Source organism: Mycolicibacterium austroafricanum (genome assembly GCF_902705885.1).
Taxonomy (GTDB): Bacteria; Actinomycetota; Actinomycetes; order Mycobacteriales; family Mycobacteriaceae; genus Mycobacterium; species Mycobacterium vanbaalenii_A.
Genome location: NZ_CACSIP010000056.1, coordinates 138,894 through 154,392, shown reverse-complemented (window position 1 = coordinate 154,392; position 15,499 = coordinate 138,894). Strand labels below are relative to the sequence as shown.

Here is a 15,499-nt window from a genome sequence, read left to right as displayed (position 1 = left end):
GTGGGGCGGTGACCCGCTTGCGGCGTCTTCCTAGAATGGCTCGGTGACCGCCAGTTCCCAGCCCATCGCCAGCAGCGGCCTCGAAGGGGGTCCGGCAAGCGACGCCCTGCCCAAAACCTGGGACCCAGGGGCCGTGGAGAGTGGCCTCTATCAGGGCTGGGTCGACGCCGGTTACTTCAGCGCCGACCCCACCAGCGACAAACCCGCGTATTCGATTGTGCTGCCGCCGCCCAACGTCACCGGCAACCTGCACATGGGGCACGCGCTCGACCACACCCTGATGGATGCCCTGACACGGCGCAAACGCATGCAGGGTTACGAGGTTCTCTGGCTTCCGGGAATGGACCATGCAGGGATCGCCACCCAGTCGGTGGTGGAGAAGCAGCTCGCGGTCGACGGCAAGACCAAAGAGGACTTCGGTCGCGAGCAGTTCATCCAGAAGGTGTGGGACTGGAAGCGGGAGTCCGGCGGGACCATCGGATGGCAGATGCGCGCGCTGGGCGACGGCGTCGACTGGAGCCGCGACCGGTTCACCATGGACGAGGGTCTGTCGCGGGCGGTCCGCACGATCTTCAAACGGCTCTTCGACGCCGGGCTGATCTATCAGGCCGAGCGGCTCGTCAACTGGTCGCCCGTGCTCGAGACCGCGATCTCCGATCTCGAGGTCAAATACTCCGACGTCGAAGGCGAACTGGTGTCGTTCCGCTACGGCTCGATGAACGACGACGAGCCGCACATCGTGGTGGCGACCACCCGGATGGAGACGATGCTCGGCGACACGGCGATCGCCGTGCACCCCGACGATCAGCGCTACCGCCACCTGGTGGGCAAGACGCTGCCACACCCGTTTCTGACCCGCGACATCGTGATCGTCGCCGACGACCACGTCGACCCTGAATTCGGCACGGGCGCGGTGAAAGTCACACCCGCCCATGACCCGAACGACTTCGAGATCGGCCTGCGGCACCAGCTGCCGATGCCGTCGATGCTCGACACCAGGGGCCGGATCGTCGACACCGGAACACAATTCGACGGCATGGACCGCTTCGAGGCCCGTGTGGCGATTCGCGAGGCGCTGGCCGAACAGGGTCGGATCGTCGCCGAGAAGCGGCCCTATCTGCACAGCGTCGGCCACTCCGAACGCAGCGGCGAACCGATCGAGCCGCGTCTGAGCCTGCAGTGGTGGGTCAAGGTGGAATCGCTGGCCAAGGCCGCTGGTGACGCGGTCCGCAACGGCGACACCGTGATTCATCCGACCAGCCTGGAGCCCCGCTGGTTCGGCTGGGTCGACAACATGCACGACTGGTGCATCTCGCGTCAGCTGTGGTGGGGGCACCGCATCCCGATCTGGCACGGACCTGACGGCGAAACCGTGTGTGTGGGCCCGGACGAGACACCGCCGCAGGGTTGGGAACAGGACCCCGACGTGCTCGACACGTGGTTCAGCTCGGCGCTGTGGCCGTTCTCCACGATGGGCTGGCCGGAGCGCACGCCGGAGTTGGCGAAGTTCTATCCGACCACGGTGCTGGTCACCGGTTACGACATCCTGTTCTTCTGGGTGGCGCGGATGATGATGTTCGGCACTTTCGTCGCCGACGACGCCGCGATCACCGGTGACGGTGCGCGCGATCCCCAGGTTCCCTTTGAGAATGTGTTCCTGCACGGTCTGATCCGCGACGAGTTCGGCCGCAAGATGAGCAAGTCGAAAGGCAACGGTATCGACCCGCTGGACTGGGTCGAGCAGTTCGGCGCCGACGCGCTTCGGTTCACCCTGGCCCGTGGGGCCAGCCCGGGCGGTGACCTGTCCATCGGCGAAGACCATGCCCGAGCGTCGCGAAACTTCGCCACCAAGCTGTTCAACGCCACCCGGTTCGCGTTGCTCAACGGGGCCGCGATGAGCCCCTTGGCCGAAGAGCAACAAGCGCAGTCCGGTGTCCTGTTGTCCGACCAGCTCACCGACGCCGACCGCTGGATTCTCGGGCGGTTGGAAGAGGTTCGCGCCGAGGTGGATTCAGCGCTCGACGACTACGAGTTCAGCAGGGCGTGTGAGTCGCTGTACCACTTCGCATGGGACGAGTTCTGCGACTGGTATGTCGAGTTGGCCAAAGTTCAGATGGGCGAAGGCATCTCACATACCACCGCGGTTCTCGCCGCGGTGCTGGACACCCTGCTCAAGTTGCTCCATCCGGTGATGCCGTTCGTCACCGAGGTGTTGTGGAAGGCGTTGACCGGCGGCGAGTCGCTGGTCATCGCCGAGTGGCCCCGGCCGTCAGGTTTCGCCCCGGATCAGGTGGCGTCACAACGTGTCGCCGACATGCAGAAGTTGATCACCGAGGTGCGCAGGTTCCGCAGCGATCAGGGTCTGGGCGACAGGCAGAAGGTGCCGGCCCGGCTGTCCGACGTCACCGCTGCCGGGCTCGACGCGCACGTTCCGGCGGTCACAGCGCTGGCCTGGCTGACCCCGCCGGCCGAGGGTTTCACCCCGTCGGCCTCGGTCGAGGTGCGGTTGTCGACCGCCACCGTGGTCGTCGAGCTCGACACGTCCGGAACCGTGGACGTCGCTGCTGAACGGCGCAGGCTGGAAAAGGATCTGGCCGCCGCGCAGAAGGAGCTGGCAGGCACCACCGGCAAGCTCGGCAACGACGGGTTCCTGGCCAAGGCTCCCGCCGAGGTCGTCGACAAGATCCGCGCCCGCCAGCAGGTCGCCCGCGAGGAAGTGGAGCGCATCACCTCCAGGCTCGAGTCGCTGCCGCAATGAGTGTCGAGCCCGAACCCGAGCCCACCCCCGACGAGATCGCGTCGCTGCTGCAGGTCGAGCACCTGCTCGACCAGCGCTGGCCGGAAACCAGGATCGAGCCGAGCACGGCCCGGATCTCGGCGCTGCTGGAGCTGCTCGGATCCCCGCAACGTGGTTATCCGTCGATCCACATCGGGGGGACCAACGGCAAGACGTCGGTGGCCAGGATGGTCGACGCACTACTGACCGCGCTGCACCGGCGCACCGGGCGTACCACCAGTCCGCACCTGCAGTCGGCGGTGGAGCGCATCGCCATCGACGGCAAACCGATCAGCCCGGCGACCTACGTGGACACCTACCGCGAGATCGAGCCGTTCGTGGAACTGGTGGACACGCAGTCCCAGGCAACCGGGGACGGCCCTCGGCTGAGCAAGTTCGAGGTACTCACCGCGATGGCCTTCGCCGCGTTCGCCGACGCGCCGATCGACGTCGCGGTCGTCGAAGTGGGACTCGGCGGCCGCTGGGACGCCACCAACGTCGTCAATGCTCCCGTCGTGGTCATCACGCCCGTCGGGATCGACCACGTCGACTACCTCGGCGAGACCGTCGCCGAGATCGCCGGCGAGAAAGCCGGCATCATCACCAAGCAAGCAGACGACCTGATACCGACCGACACGGTCGCGGTGATCGCCCGTCAGCCTCAGGAAGCGATGGATGTGCTGCTGGCGCAGGCGGTGCGCGCCGACGCCGCGGTGGCCCGCGAGGACTCGGAGTTCGCGGTGCTCGGCAGGCAGGTGGCCGTCGGAGGGCAGCTACTCGAGCTGCAGGGCCTCGGCGGGCTCTACTCCGAGATCTTCCTTCCGTTGCACGGCGAGCACCAGGCGCACAACGCCGTTCTCGCCCTCGCTGCGGTTGAGGCCTTCTTCGGCGCCGGGGCGCAGCGGCAACTCGACATCGACGCCGTGCGAGCCGGATTCGCAGCAGTGACCTCGCCCGGCCGGCTGGAGCGGATGCGCAGCGCCCCCACGGTTTTCGTCGATGCAGCACACAACCCGGCCGGCGCGAACGCGCTGGCTCGGGCATTGACCGAGGAATTCGACTTCCGGTTCCTGGTGGGCGTGGTCTCCGTGATGGCCGACAAGGATGCCGACGGCATCCTTGCCGCGCTCGAGCCGGTGTTGGACCAGATCGTGGTCACCCACAACGGTTCGCCGCGGGCGCTGGAGGTCGACGCGCTGGCGCTCAAGGCCGAGGAGCGGTTCGGTCCCGAGCGCGTCATCTCCGCGAACACGCTGCCGGATGCCATCGAGACGGCCACCGCACTGGTCGAGGAGTCCGGCAACGAAGGTGACGGGGTCGGCGGTATGGGGGGAGTCGGCGTCGTCATCACCGGGTCGGTGGTGACCGCCGGTGCGGCGCGCACTCTGTTCGGCAAGGACCCGGCGTGAGTGCTCAACCACCACCGCCGGCGGACTCCGCTGCTGCCGGCCAGGGGGCCCCGGACCCGTGGAAGAGCTTCCGCGGGATCATGGCCGGGGTCCTGATTCTCGAAGCGATCGTGGTGCTGCTGGCATTGCCCGTGGTGAGCGCCGTCGGGGGCGGGTTGTCGACCGGCTCGATGGTCTACATCATCGGTTTCGCGGTGCTGCTGGTGCTGATGGCGGGAATCCAGGGTCGTTCGTGGGCGATCTGGGCCAACCTCGGCGTGCAGCCGCTGCTGATCGCGGGGTGGCTGATCTACCCGGGGGTGGGCTTCATCGGGCTGCTGTTCGCGGTGGTCTGGCTTCTTCTCGCCTATCTGCGGGCCGAGGTGCTCCGCCGACAAAAGCGCGGTCTGCTCCCGGGGCAACAGCCGCCTGCCGGCCCGATCTGAGGGCGGGGCTCCTCATCGCGTCATCGCAGACTCGTTCCTCGCCGCGCTAGGCTGTCGGCCGTGACTGAGCGGACCCTCGTATTAATCAAGCCCGACGGTGTTGAGCGCCGCCTCATCGGAGAGATCCTCAGCCGGATCGAAGGCAAAGGCCTCACCATCGCAGCCCTGGAGCTGAAGAACGTGAGCGACGAGCTGGCTCGTGCGCACTACGCCGAGCACGAGGGGAAGCCGTTCTTCCCCTCGCTGCTGGAGTTCATCACCTCGGGGCCGGTGGTGGCTGCGATCCTCGAGGGGCCGCGCGCGGTCGCGGCCTTCCGGCAACTGGCCGGCGGGACCGATCCCGTCGAGAAGGCGACGCCCGGCACCATCCGCGGTGACCTCGGGCTGGAGACCCAGTACAACCTGGTCCACGGCTCGGATTCGCCGGATTCGGCCGTCCGCGAGATCGACCTCTGGTTCCCCGGCCGGTAGGTCCGCGCGCCACGGCTCGACCACCGATGGAGTCAGCCTCCTCGGAGCCGCTGTCGGGATGTGGGATACTGGCTACGGGTGACCGGCTTAACAACCCATGGTCGGCCACCCGGATGAAGACTTCGACGAGCGCGACCACCGCTACCTGCTGTGCGGCGCAGACAGTCCAGCCATCATTCAGACCGGCACCGAGATGGTTCCCATGGGGATCGCTCGGGGCGAGACCATAACAAGTCCGGGAGTAGTCAGCCCGGACACAAAAACGAAGCCCTCGCGTGGCCGCGTCAGAACCCGACGCGCCCGGGGGCTTGAGGAGAATACGTGGCCGACAATGAGAACTTTCAGAGCCCGACCGACAATCTCCCCGCAGAGGCCGAGCACAGCGCGGTCCCGTCGGGTGAAGCGAAAGACGCACCGCCGCCTGAACGGCTGAGGGTTCATTCGCTGGCCAGAGTCCTGGGCACCACCAGCAAGCGCATCATCGACGCCCTGGTCGAGATGGACGGCCGGACACGTAGCGCGCACTCCACGGTGGGCCGCGACGAGGCAGACCAGGTGCGTGAGGCCCTCGCCGAACCCGTGACCGCCGAGGCGGCCGTTCCGGCCCCCGTCGCTGATCCGGAGCCCGAAGCAGTGCCAGAGCCCGTCACCGACGTCGAGCCGAGCGTGCAGTCCGTGGTCGAGGAGGAGCCGGAGTCGCGGCTGATCCTGGAGACTCCTGACTCACCCCCGGCAGAAACCGCCGACTACCTGCCACTGTTCGTCGCACCGCAGCCGGTGCGTTCCGGTCAGGACAGCACCGCCGCTGACGACGACGATGGCGACGACGATGACGATGACGACAGCTCGGACTCCGACGAGGACCAGGCCGAGCGTCCGAACGCCAAGCGCCGCCGCCGGGGACGCAGGGGCCGGGGGCGCGGGCGCGGCGAGCAGAACGGCGATGACTCGGCTTCCGACGCCGACGGCGACGACCACGGCGACGGGGACCAGTCCGAGTCCGGCGACGACTCCGACGACGACAACGACAGCGGAGACGACGACGGGTCCGGCGCCAAGACCCGCAGGCGCCGCCGCCGTCGGCGCAAGTCCGGCGCCAGCGACGACACCAACGGCAGCACCTCTCCCGACGATCCGCCCAACACCGTCGTGCACGAGCGTCCCCCGAGGCGCGCCAAGGGCGGCGGCGACGGTGACTCGTCGAACAACGAAATCCAGGGAATCAGCGGCTCGACGCGGTTGGAAGCCAAACGGCAACGCCGCCGGGATGGTCGCGACGCCGGCCGTCGTCGGCCCCCGATCCTGAGCGAGGCCGAGTTCCTGGCACGTCGCGAAGCCGTCGAGCGGGTGATGGTGGTACGCGACAAGGTCCGTAGCGAACCGCCGCACGAAGGTGCCCGCTACACGCAGATCGCCGTGCTCGAGGACGGTGTGGTGGTCGAGCACTTCGTCACCTCCGCGGCCCAGACGTCACTGGTCGGCAACATCTACCTCGGCATCGTGCAGAACGTGCTGCCGTCGATGGAAGCGGCGTTCGTCGACATCGGTCGCGGCCGCAACGGTGTGCTCTACGCCGGCGAGGTGAACTGGGAGGCCGCCGGGCTCGGTGGTGCCCAGCGCAAGATCGAACAAGCCCTCAAACCCGGGGACTACGTCGTCGTCCAGGTCAGCAAGGACCCGGTCGGTCACAAAGGCGCACGGCTGACGACGCAGGTCTCGCTGGCCGGCCGCTACCTGGTCTACGTGCCCGGCGCGTCGTCCACCGGGATCAGCCGCAAACTGCCCGACACCGAACGCCAGCGGCTCAAGGAGATCCTGCGCGAGGTGGTCCCCTCGGATGCGGGTGTGATCATCCGCACCGCCTCAGAAGGCGTCAAAGAAGAAGACATCCGCAGCGACGTCGACCGCCTCCAAGAGCGGTGGAACCAGATCGACGCCAAGGCCGCCGAGACCAAGAAGAAGGCCGCCGGCGCGGCGGTGGCGCTCTACGAAGAGCCCGACGTGCTGGTCAAAGTCATCCGTGACCTGTTCAACGAAGACTTCACCGGGCTGATCGTGTCGGGCGACGATGCCTGGAAGACGATCAACGACTACGTCAACAACGTGGCACCGGAACTGGTCCCGCGGATGACCAAGTACGAACCCGGAGTGTCCTCGGAATCCGGCTCGGGCCCCGACGTGTTCGCGGTGCACCGGATCGATGAACAACTCGCCAAGGCAATGGACCGCAAGGTATGGCTGCCCTCCGGCGGCACGCTGGTCATCGACCGCACCGAGGCAATGACAGTGGTCGACGTCAACACCGGCAAGTTCACCGGATCGGGCGGCAACCTCGAACAGACCGTCACCCGCAACAACCTGGAAGCCGCCGAGGAGATCGTGCGGCAGCTGCGGCTGCGTGACATCGGCGGCATCGTCGTCATCGACTTCATCGACATGGTGCTGGAGAACAACCGTGACCTGGTGTTACGCCGGTTGACCGAGGCGCTGGCCCGGGACCGCACCCGGCATCAGGTCTCGGAGGTCACGTCCCTGGGGTTGGTGCAGCTGACCAGGAAACGCCTGGGGACCGGCCTGATCGAGGCGTTCTCGACCTCCTGCACGCACTGCGGTGGTCGGGGCATCATGCTGCACGGAGACCCCGTCGACTCCACCTCGTCGGCGGGGCGCAAGACCGAATCCGGCGGCGGACGGCGCAGTAAGCGGGGCAAGCGCGGCGCACGGGAGCAACAGGATGTGCCGGTCGCCAAAGTGCCCGCGCATCTGCCGGGTGAGCACCCGATGTTCAAGGCGATGGCGGCCGCGAACGGCAAGCATGACGATGACGACGACGGTGATGACGAGGCGAACGAGGCCACAGAAGCTGCCGAAGAAGTCGCCGAGATCGAGCCCGACGCCATCCGCGAAGCGGTCAGCCACGACTCCGACGAGGACGACGACGACTCGGACGACGATGACTCGGACGACGATGACTCGGACGACGATGACTCGGACGACGATGACTCGGACGACGACGACTCTGACGACGACGACTCTGACGACGACGACTCTGACGACGACGACTCGGACGACTCCGACGAGGATGAGGACGAGATCGACCTCGACGATGACGACGAGGACGAGGACGAGGACGACGACGAGATCGACGTCCTGGACGATTCCGATGACGACTCGGACGACGACTCCGACGAGCCGCGACGTGCTGTCGCCACCGCCTCAGGTGGCCGCAGCCGCAGACGAGCGGCGGCCAGGCCCGCGGGCCCGCCGTCGGCCGACTGAGCGGTTTGACCCTCTACCCGCTGGTCACGTACCCTTGAGCAGTTGTCTCCAGGGCCTGCCCACGGCCAGAGGGAGACAGTGGGAAGTCTCGAGGCTGCGTTAGCGCACGTCCCGGGCCCCCGCACCCCAGACCCGCACGCGCACCCCCGGGTGTTGCGCGCCCGCACGCGAAGCAGAGGAAGACCATCGATGGCAGCCGAATCAGCCACGTACGCGATTGTGAAGACCGGTGGCAAGCAGTACAAGGTCGCGGCCGGTGACGTGGTCAAGGTGGAGAAGCTCGAGGTCGAGCCCGGCGCCACGGTGTCGCTGCCGGTCGCGCTGGTCGTCAACGGTTCCGAGGTGACCACCGACGCCAAGGCGCTGGAGAAGGTCGCGGTCACCGGTGAGGTCCTCGAGCACATCAAGGGCCCGAAGATCCGCATCCACAAGTTCAAGAACAAGACCGGCTACCACAAGCGCCAGGGTCACCGTCAGCCGTTGACGGTGCTCAAGGTCACCGGCATCAAGTAACGACGGAGGCGACAGACATGGCACACAAAAAGGGCGCTTCGAGCTCACGCAACGGTCGCGACTCCAATGCTCAGCGACTGGGCGTGAAGCGGTTCGGCGGGCAGGTCGTCAAGGCCGGCGAGATCCTGGTCCGGCAGCGCGGTACCCACTTCCACCCCGGTGACAACGTCGGCCGCGGCGGCGACGACACGCTGTTCGCCACGGCGCCCGGCGCCGTCGAGTTCGGCAAGAAGCGCGGTCGCAAGTTCGTCAACGTCGTCCGCGCCGCGCGCGCCGACGCGTAGTTCCCTCTTCCACCGCCGAGATCTGCGTTTTCAGAGGGGCACTTGCGCTTCGTCTGTAAAACGTAGATTTCGTGACGGAAAGGAAGTCCGATGACCCGGTTCATCGACCGCGTCGTCGTCCACGCGCGGGCAGGCAACGGCGGAAACGGCTGCGCCTCGGTACACCGCGAGAAGTTCAAGCCGCTGGGTGGCCCCGATGGCGGAAACGGTGGACGCGGCGGCAGCGTGGTGTTCGTCGTCGATCCCCAGGTGCACACCCTCCTGGACTTCCACTTTCATCCCCATGTCGTTGCCCCTTCGGGCAAGCAGGGCGCCGGCAGCAATCGCGACGGCGCGGCCGGTGCCGACCTCGAGGTGAAGGTCCCGGACGGGACCGTCGTCCTCGACGAGAGCGGCCGGATGTTGGCCGACCTGGTGGGCGCGGGCACCCGATTCGACGCCGCCGCCGGGGGGCGGGGCGGGCTGGGCAACGCCGCGCTGGCCTCGCGGGCGCGTAAGGCCCCCGGCTTCGCGCTGCTGGGCGAGAAGGGCGAGGTCCGCGATCTCACTCTGGAGCTCAAGACGGTCGCCGACGTCGGACTCGTCGGGTTCCCGTCGGCAGGCAAGTCGTCACTGGTGTCGGCCATTTCTGCCGCCAAGCCGAAGATCGCCGACTATCCGTTCACGACGCTGGCGCCCAACCTGGGCGTGGTGTCGGCCGGTGAGCACACCTTCACCGTCGCGGATGTCCCCGGGCTGATTCCCGGCGCCTCCGAGGGACGTGGCTTGGGGCTGGACTTCCTGCGCCATCTCGAACGGTGCGCGGTGTTGGTGCACGTCGTCGATTGCGCGACGATGGAACCCGGCCGCGACCCGGTCTCCGACATCGAGGCGCTGGAAGCCGAACTCGCCGCCTACACCCCGACACTGCAAGGGGATTCGACGCTCGGGGATCTCGCCGAGCGGCCGCGGGCGGTGGTGCTCAACAAGATCGATGTCCCCGACGCGCGTGAACTCGCCGACTTCGTCCGTGAGGAAGTCGCCAGCAGGTTCGGCTGGCCGGTGTTCGAGGTGTCGGCGGTCGCCCGAGATGGCCTGCGGTCGTTGACGTTCGCTCTGTGGGAGATGGTCGCCGCCTACCGCGCCGCCCAACCCGAGGTGGTGCCGCGCCGTCCGGTGATCCGGCCGGTCGCCGTCGACGACAGTGGTTTCACCGTCGAAGCCGACGGCACCGGAGGTTTCATCGTGCGCGGCACCCGGCCGCAGCGGTGGGTGGCGCAGACCAACTTCGACAACGACGAAGCGGTCGGCTATCTCGGTGACCGACTCGCGCGCCTGGGTGTCGAGGACGAGTTGCTCAAACTCGGAGCCCGGCCCGGATGTGCTGTCACCATCGGCGACATGACGTTCGACTGGGAGCCGCAGACCCCAGCCGGGGTGGACATGCAGATGTCGGGCCGTGGCACCGATGTCCGCCTCGAGCAGACCGACCGCGTCTCGGCCGATGAGCGTAAGGCGGCCCGCAAGGCGCGCCGAGCAGAGGGCAGCGGTGAGTGAGGACCGCGCCGACTGGGCGAACTCCGTTCACCGGGAGGCGGTCCGCGCTGCGCGTTCGGTCGTCGTCAAGATCGGCACCACTGCGCTGACCACCCCGACGGGTGTCTTCGACACGAGTCGGTTGCAGTGCCTCGCCGACGCGATCGAAATGCGGATGCGGGCCGGGTCCGATGTGGTGATCGTGTCTTCCGGTGCGATCGCCGCAGGCATCGAGCCACTCGGGTTGACCAGACGCCCAACGGATCTGGCCACCAAGCAGGCGGCGGCCAGCGTCGGGCAGGTGGCCCTGGTCAACTCGTGGAGTGCGGCGTTCGGGCACTACGGCCGCACGGTGGGGCAGGTGTTGCTGACCGCTCACGACATCTCGATGCGGGTTCAGCACACCAACGCCGCACGCACTCTGGACCGGTTGCGCGCGCTGCACGCGGTGGGGATCGTCAACGAGAACGACACCGTCGCCACCAACGAGATCAGATTCGGTGACAACGACCGGCTGTCGGCTCTGGTCGCGCACCTGGTCAGAGCGGACGCACTGATCCTGTTGAGCGACATCGACGGTCTCTACGACGGTGACCCGCGCAAGGCGTCCGAGGAGCGCCCGGCGCGCTTCATCCCCGAGGTCGACGGACCCGGTGATCTGGAAGGCGTCACCGCCGGCCGGGGCAGCCACCTCGGCACCGGTGGGATGGTCTCGAAGTTGTCTTCGGCGCTGTTGGCCGCCGACGCAGGTGTGCCGGTGCTGCTGGCCGCCGCGACGGACGCGGCCGCGGCGCTGGCCGACGCCTCGGTGGGCACCGTCTTCGCTCCGCGCGCCGAGCGGATGTCGGCGCGGCGGTTCTGGGTGCGCCACGCAGCGGAGGTGGCGGGGACGTTGACGCTGGACGACGGCGCGGTCAACGCCGTGGTACGCCAACGACGTTCCCTGCTCGTCGCGGGCATCACGGCGCTCTCCGGCCGGTTCTACGGCGGTGACGTGGTGGAGCTGCGCGCCCAGGACTCGACGTTGGTCGCCCGCGGCGTCGTCGCCTACGACGCCACCGAACTGGCCACGATGCTGGGCCGGTCCACCGCGGACCTACCGGCCGAGTTGCGCAGACCCGCCGTGCACGCCGACGACCTCGTCGCAGTCTGAACGGCGCGGGTTCGCCGGCAGTTCGTCGGCCAGCAGCGCCAGCATCGGCGAGCAGCCGTTGTCGATCTTGACCGTCGCCAAAACGTCGCCCCGGGTGCGTCCGCGGTTGACGATCGCCACGGGTATGCCGCGGGCGACCGCGTGGCGGACGAACCGGTAGCCGGAGTACACCGTCAGCGAAGAACCCGCCACCAGCAGGGCATCCGCTTCGTCGACCATCGAATACGCGTGGTCGACAATATGTTTGGGCACGCTCTCGCCGAAGTAGACGATGTCGGGCTTGAGCATGCCGCCACAGGCCGGGCAGTCGACGATGCGGAAGTCGGTGGTGTCACCCACCTCGGCGTCGGCGTCGGGAGCGACACCGATGCTGCCGACCGCACGCACGCGCTCCAGGAAACCCGGGTTGGCGGCCTCGAGCAATCCGGCCAGCACGGCCCGGGACATGGTGTGGCCGCAGTCCAGACATATCACCCGGACATAGGTGCCGTGTAGATCCACCACCGCACGGCTGCCGGCCTTGGTGTGCAACAGGTCGACGTTCTGGGTGATCAGCCCGGACACCACGCCGGCACGTTCGAGCGTGGCCAGCGCCCGGTGCCCGGCGTTGGGCATGCGCTGGTCCATGTCCCGCCACCCGACGTGGTTACGAGCCCAGTAGCGCCGCCGGAACACCGGGTCGGAGGTGAACTGGCGAATCGTCATCGGATTGCTGGGCGGTGAGTCCGGCCCGCGGTAATCCGGAATGCCCGAATCGGTCGACAGCCCGGCGCCGGTCAATACGGCCAGACGCCTGCCCCGCAGCAGGGCGACCAGTTCGGGTGCTTCCACGTATTCGAATGTAAGTGATCAGCTCTGCTCGGCGGATACAAGCTGGTCAGAGGCGTCATCACGATCGTCACTGTGGTCGTCGCCGACCTCGATGTCGTCGTCGTCGCCGTCTTCGTCGATGTCCTCGATGGCGGAGTCTTCCAGAGCGACGATCTCCACCACCTCGACGTGCTTCTGCAGCCGGTGCTGGTCCACCAGCGGCACCGAAACGGTGAGGATGCCGCGGTCGTAGGTGGCGTTGACGTCGTCCAGGTCCGCACCGTCGGGCAGCACGAGGGTCCTGGTCAACGTGCCGTAGGTGAGTTCGGCACGACCGCAGTTCTCACCCGGGTGCGCCCGCTCGGCGGTGATCGTCAGCCGGCCGTCGCGCAGCGTCACCTCGATGTCCTCGTCGGGGTCCACGCCAGGCAGTTCGGCGCGGACCTCGTAAGCATCGTCGTAGAACTCGTCCTCGATGCGGATCGCACGGGTGTCGAAGAGCGGACGCAGTGCCGCAAACGTCGGGAGACTGTCGAGCAGGCCGGCCAGATCGGTGAGCAATGGACGCGACTGGCGTTGAGTGGCAACCTTATTCACGCATCCAGCATGCACTCCGCAAGAAAAGTTCCCGGGTCGGGCGCGGTTCCGGCGGGCGAACGACAGGCCAACAGGTGCGCGCTGAGGCGCCGCATCTGTCGGGGCCTGATTATTCGCCGAGGGTTTCGGGCGACAATGAGGCATGGATTTCTACTCGGCCTACCGGCACGGCTTCGTGCGCGTCGCCGCATGCACCCACCACACGACGCTCGCCGACCCCGCCGCCAACGCCGAGTCGGTCCTGCGGATGTCGCGGGAGTGCCACGACGACAACGTGGCACTGGCGGTGTTCCCGGAGTTGACGCTGTCCGGGTACTCGATCGAGGACATCGTGATGCAGGACGTGCTGCTCGAAGGCGTCGAGCACGCGCTGCTCGAGGTGATCGCGGGCTCGGCGGAACTGCTGCCCGTCCTCGTGGTCGGAGCGCCGCTGCGGTACCGGAACCGGATCTACAACACCGCCGTCGTCATCCACCGCGGTCGGGTGCTCGGCGTGGTGCCGAAGTCCTATCTGCCGAACTATCGCGAGTTCTACGAGAAGCGGCAGTTCGCTGCGGGCGCCGACGAGCACGGTGAGATCCGGGTGGGCGAGGCCGACGTGCCGTTCGGTCCGGACCTGTTGTTCGCCGCTGCCGACCTGCCCGGTTTCGTGCTGCACGTGGAGATCTGTGAGGACATGTTCGTCCCGGTGCCGCCGAGCGCAGACGCCGCACTGGCCGGCGCCACGGTGCTCGCCAATCTGTCCGGCAGCCCCATCACGATCGGCCGCGCCGACGATCGTTGCCTGCTGGCCAGGTCGGCGTCGTCCCGGTGCCTGGCTGCCTACGTGTACGCCGCCGCCGGTGAAGGCGAGTCCACGACGGACCTCGCCTGGGATGGCCAGACCATGATCTGGGAGAACGGTGTCTGTCTGGCGCAGTCCGAACGCTTCCCGAAGGGGGAGCGCCGCTCCACCGCCGACGTCGACCTGGAGCTGTTGCGCAATGAGCGGGTGCGAATGGGCAGCTTCGACGACAACCGGCGCCACCACATGATCGACGAGGACTCCTTCCGGCGCATCGAGTTCCGCCTCGACCCCCCCGACGGCGACATCGGCTTGCTGCGTGAGGTGGAGCGGCTGCCGTTCGTTCCTGCCGATCCGGAGCGGCTCGAGCAGGACTGCTACGAGGCCTACAACATCCAGGTGTCCGGACTCGAACAACGACTACGGGTGCTGGGCTACCCGAAGGTCGTGCTGGGGCTGTCCGGGGGGCTGGACTCCACCCACGCGTTGATCGTCGCCGCCAAGGCGATGGACCGCGAAGGGCGCCCGCGCAGCGACATCCTGGCGTTCACGCTGCCCGGTTTCGCCACCGGCGAGCGCACGAAGAACAACGCCACCCGGCTGGCCGCCGCCCTCGGCGTCACCTTCGAGACCATCGACATCCGATCGTCGGCCGAGTTGATGCTGCGCGAGATGGATCACCCGTTTTCCCGCGGCGAGAAGGTCTACGACGTCACCTTCGAGAACGTGCAGGCCGGACTCCGCACCGATTACCTGTTCCGGCTGGCCAATCAGCGCGGCGGCATCGTGTTGGGCACCGGGGATCTGTCGGAGCTGGCGTTGGGCTGGTCGACCTACGGGGTGGGCGACCAGATGTCGCACTACAACGTCAACGGCGGGGTACCGAAGACGTTGATCCAGCATCTGATCCGGTGGGTGATCTCCTCGGAGCAGTTCGGCAGCGCCGATGACGAGATCAACGCGGCGTTGCAGTCGGTGGTGGACACCGAGATCAGTCCGGAACTGGTGCCGGCGGGTGAGGACGAGGAGATCCAGAGCACCGAGGGCAAGATCGGCCCGTATGTGCTGCAGGACTTCTCGCTGTTCCAGGTGTTGCGCTACGGGTTCCGGCCGTCGAAGGTGGCCTTCCTGGCCTGGCACGCCTGGAGCGACCCGGAGCGTGGCAGCTGGCCCCCCGGTCTTCCGGAAAGCGACCGGCCGGCCTACTCGCTCAAGGAGATTCGCCACTGGCTGCAGGTGTTCGCCGAACGCTTCTATTCGTTCAGCCAGTTCAAACGCTCGGCGCTGCCGAACGGCCCCAAGGTCTCTGCCGGGGGCTCGCTGTCCCCGCGCGGCGACTGGCGGGCACCGTCGGACATGTCGGCGCGCGCCTGGCTCGACGAGATCGAGGCAGCCATCCCCACCGACTGAGCCATTGAGACTGCGCTGGCGGCGCGCCTGCCCGGCGTGTCGCCGCCGTCACCGCAGTCTCAACGGGAGGGTT

At 67.6% G+C, this 15,499-nt stretch carries 12 protein-coding genes; 10 read left to right on the top strand and 2 right to left on the bottom strand.

Annotated elements, in window-relative coordinates; genetic code table 11:
- Positions 1-43: 43 nt before the first annotated feature.
- The 9 genes from BEMPMBAN_RS28885 (at position 44) to proB (ending at position 11,825) form a co-directional block, all read left to right on the top strand.
- Positions 44-2,758 (top strand): valine--tRNA ligase, encoded by a 2,715-nt coding sequence (locus tag BEMPMBAN_RS28885; protein WP_234897756.1) that lies wholly within the window; start codon positions 44-46, stop codon positions 2,756-2,758.
- Positions 2,755-4,185 carry a bifunctional tetrahydrofolate synthase/dihydrofolate synthase gene (gene folC, locus BEMPMBAN_RS28880; RefSeq protein WP_159234902.1) on the top strand — a complete coding sequence of 477 codons (1,431 nt, stop codon included), beginning with the start codon at positions 2,755-2,757 and terminating at the stop codon, positions 4,183-4,185. Before BEMPMBAN_RS28885 ends, folC begins: the two co-directional genes overlap by 4 nt.
- A gap of 80 nt (positions 4,186-4,265) precedes the next feature.
- On the top strand, positions 4,266-4,610 hold the full coding sequence (locus tag BEMPMBAN_RS28875) for a DUF4233 domain-containing protein (protein WP_159234993.1): 345 nt from the start codon (positions 4,266-4,268) through the stop codon (positions 4,608-4,610).
- Between the two features lie 60 nt (positions 4,611-4,670).
- Entirely contained in the window at positions 4,671-5,081 is a 411-nt protein-coding gene (gene ndk, locus BEMPMBAN_RS28870) for a nucleoside-diphosphate kinase (protein WP_159234901.1), read from the top strand.
- Between the two features lie 321 nt (positions 5,082-5,402).
- The gene (gene rne, locus BEMPMBAN_RS28865) at positions 5,403-8,360 is read left to right on the top strand and encodes a ribonuclease E (protein WP_159234900.1); all 2,958 of its coding nucleotides are present in this window, start codon (positions 5,403-5,405) and stop codon (positions 8,358-8,360) included.
- Positions 8,361-8,549: 189 nt separating this feature from the next.
- Positions 8,550-8,873, top strand: coding sequence for a 50S ribosomal protein L21 (rplU, locus tag BEMPMBAN_RS28860; RefSeq protein ID WP_159234899.1), 324 nt, complete (start codon positions 8,550-8,552; stop codon positions 8,871-8,873).
- A 17-nt stretch (positions 8,874-8,890) separates the two neighbouring features.
- Entirely contained in the window at positions 8,891-9,157 is a 267-nt protein-coding gene (gene rpmA, locus BEMPMBAN_RS28855) for a 50S ribosomal protein L27 (RefSeq protein WP_159234898.1), read from the top strand.
- Between the two features lie 90 nt (positions 9,158-9,247).
- Positions 9,248-10,693, top strand: coding sequence for a GTPase ObgE (gene obgE / locus BEMPMBAN_RS28850; protein WP_159234897.1), 1,446 nt, complete (start codon positions 9,248-9,250; stop codon positions 10,691-10,693).
- Positions 10,686-11,825, top strand: coding sequence for a glutamate 5-kinase (proB, locus tag BEMPMBAN_RS28845; RefSeq protein WP_159234896.1), 1,140 nt, complete (start codon positions 10,686-10,688; stop codon positions 11,823-11,825). The genes obgE and proB overlap by 8 nt, the downstream gene beginning before the upstream one ends.
- On the opposite strand, the gene BEMPMBAN_RS28840 is transcribed toward proB, so the two are convergent.
- Both BEMPMBAN_RS28840 and BEMPMBAN_RS28835 read right to left on the bottom strand, forming a co-directional pair.
- Positions 11,769-12,656 (bottom strand): NAD-dependent protein deacetylase, encoded by an 888-nt coding sequence (locus tag BEMPMBAN_RS28840; RefSeq protein WP_159234895.1) that lies wholly within the window; start codon positions 12,654-12,656, stop codon positions 11,769-11,771. The genes proB and BEMPMBAN_RS28840 overlap by 57 nt on opposite strands.
- An 18-nt stretch (positions 12,657-12,674) precedes the next feature.
- Positions 12,675-13,232, bottom strand: coding sequence for an Hsp20/alpha crystallin family protein (locus BEMPMBAN_RS28835; protein WP_159234894.1), 558 nt, complete (start codon positions 13,230-13,232; stop codon positions 12,675-12,677).
- Positions 13,233-13,374: 142 nt separating this feature from the next.
- Here BEMPMBAN_RS28835 and BEMPMBAN_RS28830 point away from each other — a divergent pair, with 142 nt between their 5' ends.
- Positions 13,375-15,426 (top strand): NAD(+) synthase, encoded by a 2,052-nt coding sequence (locus tag BEMPMBAN_RS28830; protein WP_159234893.1) that lies wholly within the window; start codon positions 13,375-13,377, stop codon positions 15,424-15,426.
- Positions 15,427-15,499 lie beyond the last annotated feature (73 nt).

What these genes read in the sequence shown, in the direction of transcription:
- folC (WP_159234902.1), top strand. Translation starts at nt 2,755, where the DNA reads ATGAGTGTCGAGCCCGAACCCGAGCCCACCCCCGACGAGATCGCGTCG.
- rplU (WP_159234899.1), top strand. Translation starts at nt 8,550, where the DNA reads ATGGCAGCCGAATCAGCCACGTACGCGATTGTGAAGACCGGTGGCAAG.
- BEMPMBAN_RS28830 (WP_159234893.1), top strand. Translation starts at nt 13,375, where the DNA reads ATGGATTTCTACTCGGCCTACCGGCACGGCTTCGTGCGCGTCGCCGCA.
- rpmA (WP_159234898.1), top strand. Translation starts at nt 8,891, where the DNA reads ATGGCACACAAAAAGGGCGCTTCGAGCTCACGCAACGGTCGCGACTCC.
- obgE (WP_159234897.1), top strand. Translation starts at nt 9,248, where the DNA reads ATGACCCGGTTCATCGACCGCGTCGTCGTCCACGCGCGGGCAGGCAAC.
- BEMPMBAN_RS28875 (WP_159234993.1), top strand. Translation starts at nt 4,266, where the DNA reads ATGGCCGGGGTCCTGATTCTCGAAGCGATCGTGGTGCTGCTGGCATTG.